The sequence below is a fragment of the Ruegeria sp. B11 genome (genome assembly GCF_056539785.1).
In genome coordinates this window covers 1,009,684-1,026,086 of the sequence record NZ_JBQFVO010000001.1, presented here as the reverse complement: position 1 = coordinate 1,026,086, position 16,403 = coordinate 1,009,684, and the positions used below count along the sequence as shown (strand labels likewise).

At 53.9% G+C, this 16,403-nt stretch carries 14 protein-coding genes and 1 pseudogene; 11 read left to right on the top strand and 4 right to left on the bottom strand.

What is annotated here, in order from left to right; genetic code table 11:
- The 6 genes from ACR0I1_RS05180 (at position 1) to ACR0I1_RS05155 (ending at position 7,075) form a co-directional block, all read left to right on the top strand.
- On the top strand, positions 1-1,059 hold the full coding sequence (locus ACR0I1_RS05180) for a LacI family DNA-binding transcriptional regulator (protein WP_480601990.1): 1,059 nt from the start codon (positions 1-3) through the stop codon (positions 1,057-1,059).
- A 28-nt stretch (positions 1,060-1,087) separates the two neighbouring features.
- Entirely contained in the window at positions 1,088-2,143 is a 1,056-nt protein-coding gene (locus tag ACR0I1_RS05175; protein WP_480705265.1) for a sugar phosphate isomerase/epimerase family protein, read from the top strand.
- Positions 2,143-3,297 carry a Gfo/Idh/MocA family protein gene (locus tag ACR0I1_RS05170; RefSeq protein WP_170403456.1) on the top strand — a complete coding sequence of 385 codons (1,155 nt, stop codon included), beginning with the start codon at positions 2,143-2,145 and terminating at the stop codon, positions 3,295-3,297. The genes ACR0I1_RS05175 and ACR0I1_RS05170 overlap by 1 nt, the downstream gene beginning before the upstream one ends.
- A gap of 76 nt (positions 3,298-3,373) precedes the next feature.
- Positions 3,374-4,831, top strand: a complete 1,458-nt coding sequence (gene xylB / locus ACR0I1_RS05165; RefSeq protein ID WP_480705263.1) for a xylulokinase — start codon at positions 3,374-3,376, stop codon at positions 4,829-4,831.
- 8 nt (positions 4,832-4,839) lie between these two features.
- Positions 4,840-5,787 carry an aldose epimerase family protein gene (locus ACR0I1_RS05160; protein WP_170646461.1) on the top strand — a complete coding sequence of 316 codons (948 nt, stop codon included), beginning with the start codon at positions 4,840-4,842 and terminating at the stop codon, positions 5,785-5,787.
- Positions 5,777-7,075 carry a cytochrome c peroxidase gene (locus ACR0I1_RS05155; protein WP_170646460.1) on the top strand — a complete coding sequence of 433 codons (1,299 nt, stop codon included), beginning with the start codon at positions 5,777-5,779 and terminating at the stop codon, positions 7,073-7,075. The genes ACR0I1_RS05160 and ACR0I1_RS05155 overlap by 11 nt, the downstream gene beginning before the upstream one ends.
- Here ACR0I1_RS05155 and ACR0I1_RS05150 read toward each other — a convergent pair whose 3' ends face one another.
- Together ACR0I1_RS05150 and ACR0I1_RS05145 are read right to left on the bottom strand one after the other, a co-directional pair.
- Positions 7,076-8,584: a CRTAC1 family protein gene (locus tag ACR0I1_RS05150; protein WP_480570421.1), complete on the bottom strand. Its 1,509-nt coding sequence runs from the start codon at positions 8,582-8,584 to the stop codon at positions 7,076-7,078. It abuts the gene before it with no gap.
- Positions 8,574-9,791 (bottom strand): ROK family protein, encoded by a 1,218-nt coding sequence (locus tag ACR0I1_RS05145; protein ID WP_480705261.1) that lies wholly within the window; start codon positions 9,789-9,791, stop codon positions 8,574-8,576. Before ACR0I1_RS05145 ends, ACR0I1_RS05150 begins: the two co-directional genes overlap by 11 nt.
- Before the next feature lie 151 nt (positions 9,792-9,942).
- On the opposite strand from ACR0I1_RS05145, the gene xylF reads away from it, so the two are divergent.
- The 5 genes and pseudogenes from xylF to ACR0I1_RS05120 form a co-directional block, all read left to right on the top strand.
- A complete protein-coding gene (gene xylF, locus ACR0I1_RS05140; RefSeq protein WP_480705259.1) occupies positions 9,943-10,962 on the top strand; it encodes a D-xylose ABC transporter substrate-binding protein in 1,020 nt (339 codons plus the stop codon).
- 60 nt (positions 10,963-11,022) lie between these two features.
- A complete protein-coding gene (locus ACR0I1_RS05135) occupies positions 11,023-12,321 on the top strand; it encodes a sugar ABC transporter permease (RefSeq protein WP_480561306.1) in 1,299 nt (432 codons plus the stop codon).
- Entirely contained in the window at positions 12,321-13,124 is an 804-nt protein-coding gene (locus ACR0I1_RS05130; protein ID WP_170403439.1) for an ATP-binding cassette domain-containing protein, read from the top strand. The genes ACR0I1_RS05135 and ACR0I1_RS05130 overlap by 1 nt, the downstream gene beginning before the upstream one ends.
- 9 nt (positions 13,125-13,133) lie before the next feature.
- Complete coding sequence (xylA, locus tag ACR0I1_RS05125) at positions 13,134-14,441, top strand: xylose isomerase (RefSeq protein ID WP_480705257.1); 1,308 nt, start codon at positions 13,134-13,136, stop codon at positions 14,439-14,441.
- A gap of 91 nt (positions 14,442-14,532) precedes the next feature.
- Positions 14,533-14,883, top strand: a pseudogene (locus ACR0I1_RS05120) (DDE-type integrase/transposase/recombinase); the annotation flags it as partial.
- 123 nt (positions 14,884-15,006) lie between these two features.
- Here ACR0I1_RS05120 and ACR0I1_RS05115 read toward each other — a convergent pair.
- Together ACR0I1_RS05115 and ACR0I1_RS05110 are read right to left on the bottom strand one after the other, a co-directional pair.
- Positions 15,007-16,029: an adenylate/guanylate cyclase domain-containing protein gene (locus ACR0I1_RS05115; protein ID WP_170396212.1), complete on the bottom strand. Its 1,023-nt coding sequence runs from the start codon at positions 16,027-16,029 to the stop codon at positions 15,007-15,009.
- Positions 16,030-16,032: 3 nt separating this feature from the next.
- Entirely contained in the window at positions 16,033-16,392 is a 360-nt protein-coding gene (locus ACR0I1_RS05110) for a group I truncated hemoglobin (RefSeq protein WP_170396214.1), read from the bottom strand.
- Positions 16,393-16,403: the final 11 nt, after the last annotated feature.

Here is a 16,403-nt window from a genome sequence, read left to right as displayed (position 1 = left end):
GTGAAAGAGCAAAAACACAAACTAGAATTGGTGAACAAACCAACTGTGAATGACATTGCGCGTGTTGCGGGTGTCAGTCTGGCAACCGTTGATCGTGTCCTGAACAGACGGCCGGGCGTTCGTGCAGTGACTGTACAAAAGGTTCAACAGGCAATTAATGAGCTTGGCTATGTCCGCGACACCGCTGCAGCCAACCTTGCGAGAAAGCGTGTCTATAACTTCTTGTTTGTGCTGCCCGATAGCGACAACGAGTTTGTCGAAGCGCTTAGCAAGCAAATCGTAGAACAGTCGCGCGATCAGTTCATCGAGCGGACTCGTATGAAAATCCAACGTGTCGCTCCATTTGATCCCCAGGAAATTGTCGAAATCCTAGACGCCTTGGACATTCGGGAAGTCGATGGCGTCGCTGTCTTCGGTCCGGAAACACCGTCGGTACGTGATGCAGTGAAACGGGTCCGGGACAAAGGCGTTCCAGTCGTCGCGTTGGTGTCCGACCTCCCCAGCTCGGAGCGCGACCACTTCGTCGGAGTTGACAACGTGTCGGCTGGTCGGACTGCGGCACAGTTGATGGGGCGCTTTGTGCATCGCAAGGGAAAGTTGTTGGTCTTGACAGGCTCGCGCTTGGCACGGGATCATTTGGAACGACGGCAGGGTTTCGATCTGGTGATTGCCGAAGATTTTCCGCATCTCGAAGTTGTGGCGTCGGTCGAAGGTCGCGATGACCCTGAGCTGATTTACAAGATGATGCCCGAGATTTTTGAGACCTATCCAGATCTTGTCGGTATCTATTCTTCCGCTGCTGGCAACGCCGGTTTGATCCAGTTTCTGTCCGACAGCAAAATCAGCAAAGATCTGGTGATCATAGCCCATGAACTCACGCCGCTCAGCCGTGACGCACTAAGCCGTGGAACATTTGATGCGTTAATCTCGCAGGATTCAGGTCACTTGGTCCGATCCGCGGTCCGTCTGTTGCGCGCAACATCAGACAAGGTTCCGTTCAACAAGGCACAAGAACGTATTCGCATCGATATCTATCTGAAGGAAAATTTACCGCCATAGAGGCATCGGTTTTTGGGGAGGAGACATTATGGAAACGATCAAAGGCCCGGCGTTGTTTCTGGCACAGTTCGCCGGAGATGAAGCGCCTTTCAACTCGTGGGACACCATTACCAAATGGGCGGCGGATTGTGGGTACAGAGGCGTTCAGGTGCCCAGTTGGGACGGCCGGTTGTTTGATCTTGAAACCGCTGCCTCAAGCACGGATTACTGCGATGAATTCAAGGGCAAGGCCAAAGAGAACGGCGTCGAAGTGACGGAGTTGTCCACGCATCTTCAGGGCCAACTTGTTGCCGTGCATCCCACATACGACGCAGCATTCGACGGCTTCGCCGCCGAAAGCGTCAGGGGAAACCCAAAAGCCCGGCAGGAGTGGGCCGTTGATCAGGTTAAGAAGGCGCTGTCAGCTTCCAAAAATTTAGGGATATCAGCGCACGCGACATTCTCTGGCGCGCTCGCATGGCCTTATGTTTACCCTTGGCCGCAACGTCCTGCTGGCCTTATCGAAACAGCATTTGATGAGCTTGCCAGCCGTTGGGTCCCGATCCTGGATCACGCAGAAGATTGTGGAGTCGATGTTTGTTATGAAATCCATCCAGGCGAGGATCTGCATGATGGCGTGACCTATGAGATGTTCCTCGAACGGGCGGGCAATCATGCTCGGGCTTGTATGCTATACGACCCGTCGCATTACGTTCTGCAGTGTCTCGACTACCTGGATAATATCGACATCTACAAAGACCGAATCCGGATGTTCCATGTCAAAGACGCCGAGTTCAACCCGACCGGTCGGCAGGGCGTCTATTCTGGTTATCAAAGCTGGGTTAACCGGGCAGGGCGTTTCCGCTCGCTTGGTGATGGTCAGGTCGACTTTGGGGCCGTTTTTTCGAAGATGGCTGCAAACGATTTTGACGGCTGGGCCGTGGTCGAGTGGGAGTGCTGCTTGAAACACCCAGAAGACGGAGCGCGCGAAGGTGCGCAATTCGTTTCTGACCACATTATCCGTGTCACAGAGAAAGCATTCGACGACTTTGCGGATGGCGGCAGCGATATGGCGGCCAATCGAAAAATGCTGGGGATAGACTGATGGTAACTGGACGCAGTGAAGTAAAATCAGGCCGCATTCGCCTTGGCATGGTTGGTGGCGGCACTGATGCTTTCATAGGAGGCGTGCATCGAATTGCGGCGCGCTTGGATGACAAGTTCGAGTTGGTCGCAGGTGCCTTGTCTTCAACGCCAGAAAAATCTCGAGAAAGCGGAGAAGCGTTGGGGCTCGAACGGGTCTATGACGACTTTAAGCAGATGGCGATCAGAGAAGCGCGTTTGAAATCGGGGATCGAAGCAGTCTCGATCGTCACGCCTAATCACGTTCATTACGCCGCAGCGCGAGAGTTCTTGAAGCGCGGTATTCACGTGATTTGCGACAAGCCCCTCACTTCGACCCTTGCGGATGCCAAGAAGCTCGTGAAGGCGGCGGAGAGTTCAGGCGCGCTGTTCATTCTAACCCATAACTACACCGGTTATCCAATGGTCAGGCAGGCGCGTGAGATGGTCGCCAACGGAGAGATTGGCAATATCCGCGTGGTTCAGGTTGAATATCCGCAGGACTGGTTGACCGAGCAGCAAGACTTTAAGCAAGCCGAATGGCGAACCGATCCTGAGCGTTCCGGAGCAGGGGGATCGACGGGTGACATCGGAACCCACGCCTACAATATCGCCTGCTTTGTGACAGGCTTGAAGGCGGAAAGCCTTGCGGCTGACTTGCAGGCCTTTGTGCCGGGGCGCAGGGTCGACGATAACGCACATGTCCTGCTGCGGTTCGACGGTGGCGCGCGCGGGATGCTGTGGTCGTCCCAAGTTGCCCCCGGCAACGAAAACGCACTGCGATTGCGTGTCTATGGTGAAAAAGGTGGGATCGAGTGGGCGCAGGAAGATCCAAACTATCTTTGGTTTACGCCCTATGGTGAGCCAAAACGACTGATCACCCGCAATGGGGCCGGAGCCGGGGACGCCGCCAACCGTCTGAGCAGAGTGCCTCCGGGCCATCCGGAAGGGTATCTGGAAGGTTTTGCAAATGTCTATAGTGAAGCTGCGGACGCCATAACAGCGTTTCGAAGTGGCAATTCAGCTGATCCATCGGTGATCTATCCCACTGTTCAGGATGGATTGAATGGTGTCAGGTTCGTTGCAGCTTGCGTGCAAAGTTCTGCAAGAAATGCGGCTTGGGTAAAGTTGGAGTAGCGCGACAGTCACCTTGACACTGCGTCTTCCATGATTAATTTTATCAACTAAAATAAAACTCAAAGGATGGCGCCGAATGTATCTTGGATTGGATTTGGGAACGTCGGGTCTCAGAGGCATTCTGATCGATGAATCCGGTCTCGTCGTCAGCGACGCAGAAGCTGGCATTTCTACATCGACGCCAAAACCCGGCTGGTCCGAGCAAAATCCGTCAGATTGGATTAGCGCTTGCTTAGAAGTCGTCGCGAATCTCCGTGCGGACAACGAACCGGCATTCGCAAAACTTCGCGGCATTGGTCTGAGCGGACACATGCATGGTGCCACTTTATTGGATGCCAGTGGAAGGGTTCTTAGGCCCTGCATTCTATGGAATGATACACGCTCGGCGGACGAGGCAAGTACACTCGACCAGATTCCACAGATGCGCACCATATCAGGAAACATCGTTTTTCCTGGCTTCACGGCCCCGAAACTGGAATGGGTGCGATCGCACGAGCCCGAGGTGTTCTCAAAAACAGCCAAGGTTCTATTGCCTAAAGACTATCTGCGGTTTTGGCTGACGGGTGAGTACATATCGGACATGTCAGACAGTGCCGGCACATCATGGTTGGACGTAGACAATCGTCAATGGTCGGAAACGGCTTTGGGTTTGGGTCACATGCATGCCTCGCAGATGCCGCGTCTTGTCGAAGGGAACGAACCGGCTGGTGAGTTGAAAACTGAGCTGCGGCGGGCGTGGGGGCTTTCCAATCCTGTCGTTGTGGCAGGTGGCGCAGGTGACAATGCGGCCGCCGCGTGTGGCATCGGGAGCATTCGGGACGGCGCGGGTTTTGTATCTTTGGGAACGTCCGGAGTTCTTCTTGTTGCTCGGGATGCATATGCTCCGGCACCTGAAACTGCAGTACATTGCTTTTGCCACGCTGTTCCCGAAATGTGGATACAAATGGGGGTCATACTCTCGGCAACAAACAGTATGAATTGGTTGTCTCGCAATATAAGTCAATCTGTGGAAAAACTGGCGTCGATGGTACCCGACAGTATAACCGGACCCTCCTCGATCGCGTTCCTACCGTACCTTTCAGGCGAGCGAACGCCGCATAACAACAGCCGGATCCGAGCAGCTTTCTTAGGCATAGATGTCGCGTCGGGCCCCGCTGAACTGACACAATCTGTGATGGAAGGCGTCGCCTTTGCGATGCGGGACTGTCTTGAAGCCTTAAAAAGCACCGGAACCGTACCGACCAACTTGATGGCTGTTGGAGGAGGTGCACGATCCAGGTTCTGGTTGGAAACAATGGCGACCGTATTGCAAGTGCCGTTGGGCTTGCCAAAAGGCAGTGATTTCGGAGCGGCGATGGGCGCAGCGCGCCTCGCTATCTGCGCGGCCAACAACGCAAACCTTGGGGACATTATGACACCGCCCAAAATTCAGGAAGTTATCGATCCACGTAACGATCTGGCCGAACACTATGAAAGGGAATATGGGCGATATCGACAGTATTACATGGCACTGGCGCCCTTGGCGGCAGGATGACGCCTGCAATGGAATATTCTTCTCGGGTCGAGACGGTTATGCTGACCGATGGCGATATGCGGGCATCGGTACTGAACTACGGGGCAATCACTCAAAGTTGGTGGTTCAAGGATATACCGCTAATTTTGGGGTTTGATGATCCAATCAAGTACTTACTCGATACAAGTTATGTGGGCGCAGTTGTAGGTCGTGTTGCGAACCGGATCGGCGGCGCGCGGTTCGAGTTGGCAGGCACACGTTTTGGGCTTAGCGCCAATGAGGGTAAGAATACTCTGCATGGCGGGGTTGAGGGGCTTTCCAAACAATTCTGGAACCTTAGACAGACCGCACCGAACGAAGTGGTATTGCACTACCTTTCAAACGACGGGGAAAGCGGTTTTCCTGCGAATGTCCGGTTCGAGGTCAGCGTCACGCTGCGGTACCCACGGTTGACCTATATATTAAAAGGTTATCCTGACCGTCCTACGCCGATCAGCCTAACGCAGCATAACTATTATTCGTTGGGCAGCTCAAAAGGTGTCGACGCACACAAGCTGGAACTGGCCTCTGTCCGCTACTTGGAACTAGACGAACAAGGAGTTCCGTCCGGTGCGATGTGTTCGACCAAGAACGGCGAACTTGATTTCTCTGCGCCCAGATCGATCGGGCATGTTCCAAAGGCCATCGACCACTATTTCTGCTTTGACCTGAATCGCGATCCAACTGGTCCGGTCGCGAAGTTCACCGCACCGTCTGGTCTTTCTCTGACTGCTTATTCTGACCAACCCGGAGTACAGGTCTATTCGGGTGCCCAATTGGCGAAGCCGCTAAGCGGTTCGGCTGGTTTGTGCATCGAACCCTCCGGATATCCGAATGCGCCCAACATACCCTCGTTTCCTTCGATCATATGCACCTACGAGAAACCTTACAGGCAGGTGCTCACGCTCGAGATTTCGGAAGATGGCAATGAGAGCTAGGTTATTCATTTCCACCATTGGCTTTTTGATTGCCGGCAATGGCGCCAATGCTCAGGAGCTTGGGCCACCTCCAACTTTCCCAGAACCTGATTTCGACCGCGTTGAACTAGGACAGTTGCTATTCTACGACCCGATTTTGTCCGGCAACAAGAACATCAGTTGCGCGACCTGCCATCACCCGAGGTTTGGCACTTCGGACGGCCTTTCGTTAGGAATCGGGGAAGGCGGGATTGGCCTGGCTGCTGAACGCAGGCTGGATCCCCAGAATACGCCGGAGCAACGCATCCCCCGTAATTCACCGGCGCTTTGGAATCTTGGTGCGACAGAGTTTACGACGTTTTTTCATGATGGGCGCCTTGAGGCCGATCCATCACAACCCAACGGGATTAGAACACCTTTGGGGACACATATGCGGTCCGGTTTCCAATCGGCATTAGCGGCGCAGGCGATGTTCCCGGTTCTTTCACCAGACGAAATGGCTGGTCATTACTCGGAAAATGACGTCAGCAAGGCAGTTCGACTCGGGCTTTTGACACAGCAAGGCGGCGCGTGGGATCTGATTGCAGCACGTGTTGCCGCTATCCCAGAATACAAGCAGCGGTTTGAAGCCATTACGCCGGGTGGTGAGATATCTTTTACGGCCATAGCAAATGTGATCGCAGAATTCATCGCGTTCGAATGGCGCGCAGATAACAGTCCTTTTGATCGCGCGATGCGAGGCGAGGGCACACTATCCGAAGACGCCGAACGTGGCATGAACCTGTTTTATGGAGAGGCGGGGTGTAGCGCATGCCACGTGGGATGGTTCCAAACAGATCACAAGTTTCATTCGATCGCCCTTCCGCAAATCGGGCCCGGAAAGGCCGCTCGATTTGAGAACCATGTCAGAGATGATGGTCGTCTTCGCGTCACGGGTAACCCCGAGGACGCGTTTGCCTTTCGTACGCCATCGCTCCGCAATGTGACGCTAACCGCTCCTTACGGGCACAATGGAGCATTTGCACGGCTTGAGGATATCGTACGCCACCATCTGGACTCGGTTTCTTCTTTGCGAAGCTACACTATTAAAATGGCTTATTTGCCAGATTTTCCGGGTTCTGAAGACGAAACTCCGCTGCTGGATCAGCAACATCTAGATGCCATAGCCAAAAGCAATAGGTTACCGAAGGTTGTTCTAACAGATAATGAGATCGACGCGTTATTGAGCTTTCTGGCAAGCCTTGAAGACCCTGCGCAGAGGTTGGGCGTTCCTGCCTATGTTCCAAGCGGTCTGCCGGTAGATCAATAGTCACCTATGCATTTCAACGATCTGGTTCGGCACGACCTCCTGCCACGCACCGACTTCTCCGTCCGGCCATATTACCCGTAACTGTACTTGAGTTTCAGCCCCCAAGCCGAAATGATGATAGCCAGCCGTGCCTCCTAAATGTCCGCCGCCAATGGTTATTTCGCGGGTCTGTAATCCCCGCCTGGTTCGAACCTCGACAAATCCGCCTACCGCTGCCCAATTGAATTTGTCCTGAGTAACTTCTACCAACAGCCAATTGCCACCTGCTGATATATTCTGGTTGACCTCAAGTTTTGATCCACGGTTTACGACCACCAGATCGAGCCGCCCATCGTTGTTCAGATCCGCAAGCGCTGCGCCGCGAGACTTCGCTATCGACGCAACACCAGCCTCTGCCGAAGCTTCGATAAACTGACCTTCCGAATCCTGAACCAAAAGGTTGTTCGGGTCGTTCTGTGCTGCATCGGGCATTTGCTCGACATTGCCTTTGGCGACGAAGATGTCGTCTCTGCCGTCATTGTTGACGTCTCCAAACTGCGCGTGCCAACCGGTCGACGGCCTTCCGTCGTTGCCGACATGCGGCCTGTGGGCAGTCGTGCCTTTTTCATAAGTTGCATCGCGCCACGTCGGGCCGCCGGTATCGGGGTCAAAAATTTGGAGTTTTTGGTCACCCATCGAAGTCAAGTAAACCTCAGGAAAGCCGTCTCCGGTCAGATCGCGAGAGGCTATTCCCATGCCCCAGATCGAATAGGGCAGCCATCCGTCTTCGGGCGAATACAATCGGGGCTCTGGCTCCATGGCCCATAGTTGCTCTTGCCCACCACGAACATAATAGTGGCGGTCGTTGCTGATACGGAGGTCAGCACGTCCGGTTCGCGCCCAGTCTGAAAACAAAGTGGAAAGCGAGCAATATCCCGGTTTCAGATGCTGGGGTTGGCCATAACTGTTCCCGTTCGGGCGATAGAGCAGGGTTGGCCCGCAGGATTCAAACGGACCTTCTGGATCGAAGCGATCCACGTAAGTTCCAAACGCCAGAGTCGGCATAGACTGGCCTTCTTCCCAAGTGGCTGAAAACCCTGTGGTCCAGTGATCTTCGGATTGGAACTCGATGTTATCGAAGGGACGGAACTGACAATCCGACTGCCCTTGAAGCAGCACATCTTCGCCAACGCGCAAAATGGCCAGGTCAGTCAAGCCATCGCCGTTAATGTCTAATGGGTAAGCACCGGTTACTCCCGTCAAGAACAGTGGATCCGGCGTTTCAATCCGAAAAGAAATCTCGCCCTGAGAGGTGTTTTTGAACAGCTGAGATCGATTGGATCCGCCCGCGACGAACAATTCGGGAAACGTGTCGCCGTCACAGTCGAAAACTGCTACGCCACCACCCACAAAATGCTCCCAACCGCCGTCGTAGATATGTGCAGGTACATCTATTACTTTGAATTGCGGTTGAGTGCCCGCTTCGGCAGCCGTGGCAAGAAAGAGTAATGCCGCAAGTTCAGGACGCATTCGCCGCAAGCTCCTTCACCTTCAGGATCGAGACTTGTTCGATCCCATAGGCGGCCGCACCTTTGGCCCACATCAGATCACCCCAGTGATGCACTTTGATTTCAGGCAAGGGTGCGTCGACATTCACAACACCATTTCGAATGCGCGTCATAACATCGGCTGAGCAAAGGTGTTCAAAACTCATTTGCGCGCCCGATACAATAATGCACTGGGGATCGAACAGATTAATCAGATTGGATACTCCAAGCCCGAACATCTGTCCTGCACGCGCTAGAACCGAGGCGGCTCTATCATCACCGGAATTGGCGCGAGCGTGGATATCCGAGACCGTTTGCATATTATCGGCGTGACCTGTGACAGTCATTTCCCGGATCAGGGCGTAGTCCCCCACATAGGCTTCCAGACACCCCCGTTGTCCACATTGGCATAATGCGCCATCGAGTTGCACCTTGGTATGCCCAAATTCGGCCCCGCACCCTCTTTCCCCGCGATAAAGTCGGCCGTCAAGAACGATGCCAAGCCCAACACCATGTTCAATCGTGACGACAAGGAAATTCTTCAACCCGTTGCCTAGCCCAGAAAGCTGTTCAGCCTTTGCGACAAGGTTCGCGTCGTTTTCCACGAATGCAGGGCAGGGTAGTTCTTTCGCAAGTAAAGGGCTGAAGTCAATGTTTCTTTCAGTTACCGAGGATGACCAGTGGACAAAGTTCTTTGCCGCATCAATCTGCCCGGCCAATCCGATTGAAACGCCAGCCAAGTGTCCGATTGAAAGACCGACCCGTTGGCACGTATCTTCAAGGGCTTCGCGAATAGTCGATATAAGCTTCGTCGGCGACATTCGGGCGTCTTCAAGCGGGACGTTGTGCGACGTCACCTCGTTGCCTTCAAAATCCACTAAAATGACCGAGATCACCTGACGAGCAATCTTCAGGCCCGCAACAAGGATGGATTGGCCATCCAATTGCAGCAAAACTCTGGGCCGCCCTCTTTTTCCAGACTTTGACTGAGCTTCGCCTTCGGTTTCCTTGATCAGCCCTGCCGAGATCAGATCAGCCGTCGCTGAAGTGATCGTGGCAGGACTGGTCTCCAAGGCGGATGCGATATCAATCCGCGATACGGATCCATTGCTTCTGATCTGTTCCAACACCCGCAGGCGGGTCGCGTTTCGTTGGTCCAAAGAAACTACAGACGCTTTGCTTTTCAGCATCTTGCCCTCGCGAATCTTACCTTTGGTTCAATCTATTTGAATTTTGGTGTGTCTTATAGACTAAATATTTTACCGACTGAAATAAATGTGTTATTTAAAACTGTAAGAGCCGCGAATCGAGTTGAGATGGCTCTGCTTATGGGAGGAAATCATGAAAAAAATTCTCAGCTTTTCAGCTGTAGCCACGCTGCTGGCCTCGACTGCGTTCGCAGAGCCGGTAGTCGGCGTAAGCTGGTCCAACTTTCAGGAAGAGCGCTGGAAGACAGACGAAGCGGCCATCAAGTCGGCACTTGAAGCAGGCGGTGCCGAGTACATTTCGGCAGACGCGCAATCGTCCTCCGCAAAGCAGCTATCGGACATCGAAAGCCTGATCGCCCAGGGTGTGGACGCGCTTATCATCCTAGCGCAGGACGCGCAGGCCATTGGTCCCGCGGTTCAGGCCGCGGCGGACGAAGGTATTCCTGTGATAGCCTATGACCGTCTGATCGAGGACGACCGAGCATTTTATCTGACCTTCGACAACGTGGAAGTCGGCAGAATGCAGGCTCGGGCTGTCTTTGAGGCCATGCCCAAAGGCAACTACGTGATGATCAAAGGCTCTCCTACTGATCCGAACGCAGATTTCCTGCGCGGGGGTCAGCAAGAGATCATCGGAGCAGCCATCGACAGCGGTGACATCGTGATCGTTGGTGAAGCCTACACAGATGGTTGGTTGCCCGCGAACGCGCAGCGGAACATGGAACAAATCCTGACCGCGAACGAGAACAACGTGGATGCAGTCGTTGCGTCGAATGACGGTACTGCAGGCGGTGTTGTTGCGGCCCTAACAGCACAGGGTATGGAAGGCATTCCGGTGTCAGGTCAGGATGGCGACCACGCAGCGTTGAACCGCGTTGCGCTGGGCACTCAAACCGTTTCGGTATGGAAGGACGCTCGTGAACTCGGAAAGGCCGCTGGCGAAATCGCAGTCGCACTGAGCGGAGGGACAAGCCCTGCTGACGTCGAAGGCGCAGTGAGCTGGACATCCCCTGGTGGCACCGAGATGAACTCGGTCTTCCTCGCGCCCGTTCCGATCACCAAGGACAACCTATCCGTTGTTGTGGACGCTGGATGGATCCCATTGGAAGATCTGTGTCAGGGCGTTGAAAACGGACCTGCTCCCTGCAACTAAACTTCAAAGTCCCTGGCCCCGTCTGGGCCGGGGACTATTGCTGAATATGAAAGATCGGAAATGACCGAAACTTCGTCTCAGCCGGTACCTGAAAAAGCGAAACCCAGCCTGTTCCAGCAACTGGAACTGGATATGCGGCTTTTGGGAATGATCGGCGCGTTTGTCATCCTGTGCATCGGGTTCAACATCTTCACAGATGGAAGGTTCCTGACGCCGCGCAATCTATTCAACCTGTCCATTCAGACGGTTTCGGTCGCCATTATGGCATGCGGGATGGTATTTATTATCGTCACGCGGCACATCGACTTGTCGGTTGGTGCACTGCTGGCAACAACCTCGGCCGTGATGGCGATGACGCAAACCGAGCTTTTGCCGCAAGTACTTGGTATGGGTCTGAACAATCCTGCGACCTGGGCGATCACCATTGTCGTCGGGTTGTTTGTCGGCACGCTGATTGGTGCGTTTCATGGCTGGATGGTCGGATACCTGACGATACCAGCCTTCATCGTCACGCTTGGTGGATTTCTGGTTTGGAGAAACGTGGCGTGGTATTTGACCAGCGGTCAGACGATTGGTCCTCTGGATAGTACATTCCTGATGTTTGGCGGGACCAACGGGACATTGGGAACGACGACAAGCTGGCTGTTCGGCTTGTTTGCTACCGCAATCGCGATCTGGGCTTTGTGGAGCAGTCGTCGCGCAAAGGCGGCACATGGATTCCCCGTCAAACCTGTCTGGGCCGAAGCCACTTTGGCCGGGATAATCGCAATCGCCATCCTTGGGTACGTTTACATCGTAAACAGCTACGCCATACCGACGCGCCGACTGCAACGTATGTTCGAAGCACGCGGAGAGACAATGCCAGAGGGGCTAGTTGTAGGATACGGCATACCGATTTCTGTACTCATCCTAATCATCGTGGCTGTCACGCTGACAATTGTGGCGCGAAAAACCCGGTTTGGTCGGTACATCTTTGCCACTGGCGGCAACCCGGATGCGGCAGAGCTTTCGGGTATCAACACTCGGCTGCTGACCGTGAAAATCTTTGCTTTGATAGGTTTCTTGTGCGCGGTGTCCGCGGTGGTCGCCTCGGCTCGCTTGGCGAACCATTCGAACGACATTGGTACGCTCGACGAACTTCGGGTCATAGCAGCTGCAGTGATCGGAGGAACCGCATTGTCGGGCGGCATCGGCACCATCTATGGCGCGATCCTGGGTGCATTGATCATGCAGGCGCTGCAATCGGGCATGGCAATGGTTGGCGTTGACGCGCCGTTTCAGAACATCGTCGTCGGCAGCGTCCTCGTGTTGGCCGTCTATATCGACATCGTTTACCGCAAGCGACTGGGGGCAAAGTGATGCAAGCTCAGGATACGCAGAAAAAACCTTCTGGCACTGGGCGCGGTTCAGGCGCGCCGCCATTGGTCGAGATGCGCGACATCTCGATTTCCTTCGGTGGGATCAAGGCCGTCGACCATGTGTCGGTCGATCTCTATCCGGGTGAAGTCGTTGGCCTGCTTGGCCACAACGGGGCCGGAAAGTCCACGTTGATCAAGGTATTGTCCGGCGCCTATCAGATGGACCACGGCGAGATTCTGATCGATGGCAAGCCGGTCGAGATTGGCAATCCCCGTGACGCCCGGGCGAACAATATCGAAACGATATATCAGACGCTCGCCTTGGCCGACAATCTGGACGCGACATCAAACCTGTTTCTGGGGCGCGAGATGACGACGCCTTTTGGCTTGGTCAACGACGCAGCCATGGAGGCCGAGTGCCGAAAGATCATGGCGCAGCTCAACCCGAACTTTCAGAAGTTCAATGACCCGGTCTCCGCCTTGTCGGGTGGGCAAAGACAATCAGTGGCGATTGCTCGGGCCGTCTATTTCAATGCCCGTATCCTGATCATGGATGAACCCACAGCAGCGCTTGGGCCGCATGAAACTCAGATGGTGGCGGATCTGATCCACCAGCTGAAGGCGCAAGGCATCGGGATATTTCTGATCGATCACGACGTGCATGCCGTCATGGAACTGTGCGACCGCGCATCGGTCATGAAGAACGGAAAACTGGTTGGGACGGTCGATATCTCAGACGTAACTGATGACGATCTTTTGTCGATGATCATTCTCGGCAAACAGCCAGCACAAAAAGCAGAGTAGGGGGCAGAAATGCCAAGTGGATTTTTTGAAGGGATCGAGAAGGTCCAGTTTGAAGGCGTGGACAGCAAGAACCCGTTGGCCTTTCGTCACTACGACCCGGATGAAATAATCATGGGCAAGCGTATGGAGGACCATCTGCGGTTTGCAGTGGCCTGGTGGCATTCATTCGCGTGGGAGGGCGGAGACCCCTTTGGTGGACCTACGTTCGAACGCCCATGGTATCCTCAGGACGATATGGGCCGGGCCCGACAGAAGGCAGATATTGCATTCGAATTGTTTGAGCTTTTGGGGCAGCCATTCTTTTGCTGGCACGACGCTGACATCCGGCCCGAACAGGGAAATTTTGCCGATAACCTGCGCACATTAGAAGATATCACCGATTATATCGGTGAAAAGATGCAGGTGTCTGGCACCAAGCTGCTTTGGGGCACGGCCAATATGTTCAGCCATCGTCGCTGGATGTCTGGTGCCAGTACCAATCCTGATCCCGACGTTTTTGCGTTTGCAGCTGCGACAGTGAAATCCTGCATGGATGCGACCCACAAGCTCGGCGGAGAAAACTACGTTCTATGGGGTGGCCGAGAAGGCTATGAAACCCTGTTGAACACGGATCTGAAAACCGAGTTGGACCACATGGGCCGTTTCTTGAACATGGTCGTTGAATACAAACACAAGATTGGGTTCAAAGGAACTATTCTCGTGGAGCCCAAGCCTCAGGAGCCGTCCAAACACCAATACGACTACGACGCCGCGACTTGTATTGGGTTTCTCAGGAAGTACGGGTTGGAGGACGAGGTCAAGTTGAACCTCGAGCAGGGGCATGCGATCCTGGCCGGACACAGTTTCGAGCATGAAATTGCGGTCGCCGCTGCCGAAGGGATGCTTGGCTCGATCGACATGAACCGAAACGATTACCAATCCGGATGGGATACGGACCAGTTCCCGAATAACACGCCAGAGGTTGCTTTGGCATATTACTACATCCTGAAAGCTGGTGGCTTTACAACTGGGGGCACAAATTTTGACGCCAAAATTCGTCGGCAATCGCTTGATGCAAAAGATCTTGTTGCAGCCCATGTCGGCGGAATGGACATTTGTGCACGGGGCTTGAAAGCTGCGGCTGCTATGGTTGAAGACGGTGGCTTGGAGGACGCGCTGACGGAACGGTATTCCGGTTGGAACACTCCGGAAGCAGTTTCTATGTTGGGTAGCAGTCTGGAAGAGATTTCTGCCCGGGTTCTGCAGGAAAATACCAACCCGAAACCACAATCTGGGCGTCAGGAGATTCTGGAGAATTATGTGAACAGGTTTGTGTGACCAAGGAAAACTGCAATCGGGGAACTGTCAAAAGAATCTTGTCAGAAGAACTTTGCTTGGGCGGGGTAGGGGTGTTGCGTAGCTTTTGCCCATGACCAGACCTGCATCTTTCAAATACTATAACAACCGGTTCTGAGATCATCCGCTTGACCGAGATGCTGTACATCCGATTCCCGCTCTCGCTTCGGAATGCCGTAGATCTGTTGCACGAGCGAGGCATCGACCTGAGTCAAGAAACCGACTGCTACTGTTGGGACAGGTTCGGTCCGATGTTTGCCTCTGAGATCCGAAGAATGCGGATGCAACAACTGCGCGCACTCTCGATATGGAAGTGGCACGCCGACGAGATTTTGTGGAGGTGAATGGCAAGAGACATTGCCTCTGGCGGGTTGTTGATCACGAAGGCGAGGTGCTGGAATCCGTTGTCACCAAACGCCCAAACGAGTAGCCGCTTATTTCGGGATCAAGATCAGTGGTTTTGGGACTGGGTAAACAGCCTACTGTATTCGCTGCAGTGATCAGTCACCATTTAGTGCGAACAAAGGATTACAGCGGGCATTGACGCTTAGCTATCGTCGGACAAGCGCCAGATGTCTTGCTCTCCAAACCCACGGATTGTTCGCGCGCCGACATTCTCAAGGTCAAACTGATCTTTGAGGACCTGCGCGACTTCGTCCTGGACTGAAATCTGCATCGGGTCAGAGAATTCCTGAAGTCTGGAGGCCAGATTCACAGCCGGACCAAAGATATCGTACACATACTTCTGGATGCCAACGACCGACCCGACTACCGATCCCGTGGCCAGTCCAATTCTGCACCGCCACTGATGCGGATGGCTCAGGTTTCGGCGGGTCAAATAGCGTACGAAACGAATGGCTGTGTTTGCGATTGCCTTGGCGTGATCCGGAGTCGGATCGGGCAGACCAGCAACGGTGATATATGCGTCTCCGATCGTCTTGATCCGTTCGCAACCGAATTGCTCACCAATGCGATCAAACGCGCTGTAAATATCGTTCAGTTCAGTGACGGTGACGCTTGGGTCCTGCGAGGCGACCATATCCGTGAACCCAACGAAATCGAGCATCAGGACGGAGACGGGATCATAGAGTTGTGGCGTAACCACGCCGAAAGTCTTGTACTCTTCGTAGACCGACCGGGGCATCAGATTTAGCAGTAGTTTTTCAACCTGCTCCTTTTCCCGCTTCAACTCGCGCGTGTTCCGTTCCACCATCATCGAATAGGAGTCGATCATGGACTCCAGCTCTTTGATACGGGTGATGTTCTGACATACCAGAACCAGCACATCGTCGTGCGCGACCGTGAAATCGAGTGCGATCACCAGTGTGCGGCGTTTCTTTTTGAAGGTGATTTCTGATGTATGTCGCCCGGTGCCGGACAGGCTTGTTTGCACTGTGTCGATATCCAGATCAGGAAAGAGCTGCTGCAATTGGTCTGAAGGGCCATCGGCACTGAACCACTCGTCAAACGTATCATTGCGGAACCCAAACTTCAGCGATTGACGGTCCAGTAGGGCAACGCCCACACCAATCGCGCGAAGGAGCTGTTCATTGATGGCTTCGATGGTCATGATTTATCCAACAATCAAGGGACGACGTTTACTGAATTCCGCGACAACGATATCGATGTCCTCGGCATCCACGCCGTGTCTTTGCAAAGCGTCACGGAGCACGACCTCCAATTCGTCGAAATGGTCATCGGTAATTTCGAGATGAGAGTGTAACTGGCGCAGTTGATTGTCGGTGTAGGAGGCCGGACCACCAAGGAGCGATGCTATGAACTTGGTCTGATGGTCGACCATGCGGCTCATATCCACGTTGTCGAAGAAGGGGCCAACCTCGTCGTTGTCCAGCAGGATGTCATAGAACGAGAACACGATCTTGCTGATCTGTGAAAACCCACCGTATTTTTCATAAAGTGTGCGCTCGGCCATAACAAAATCCC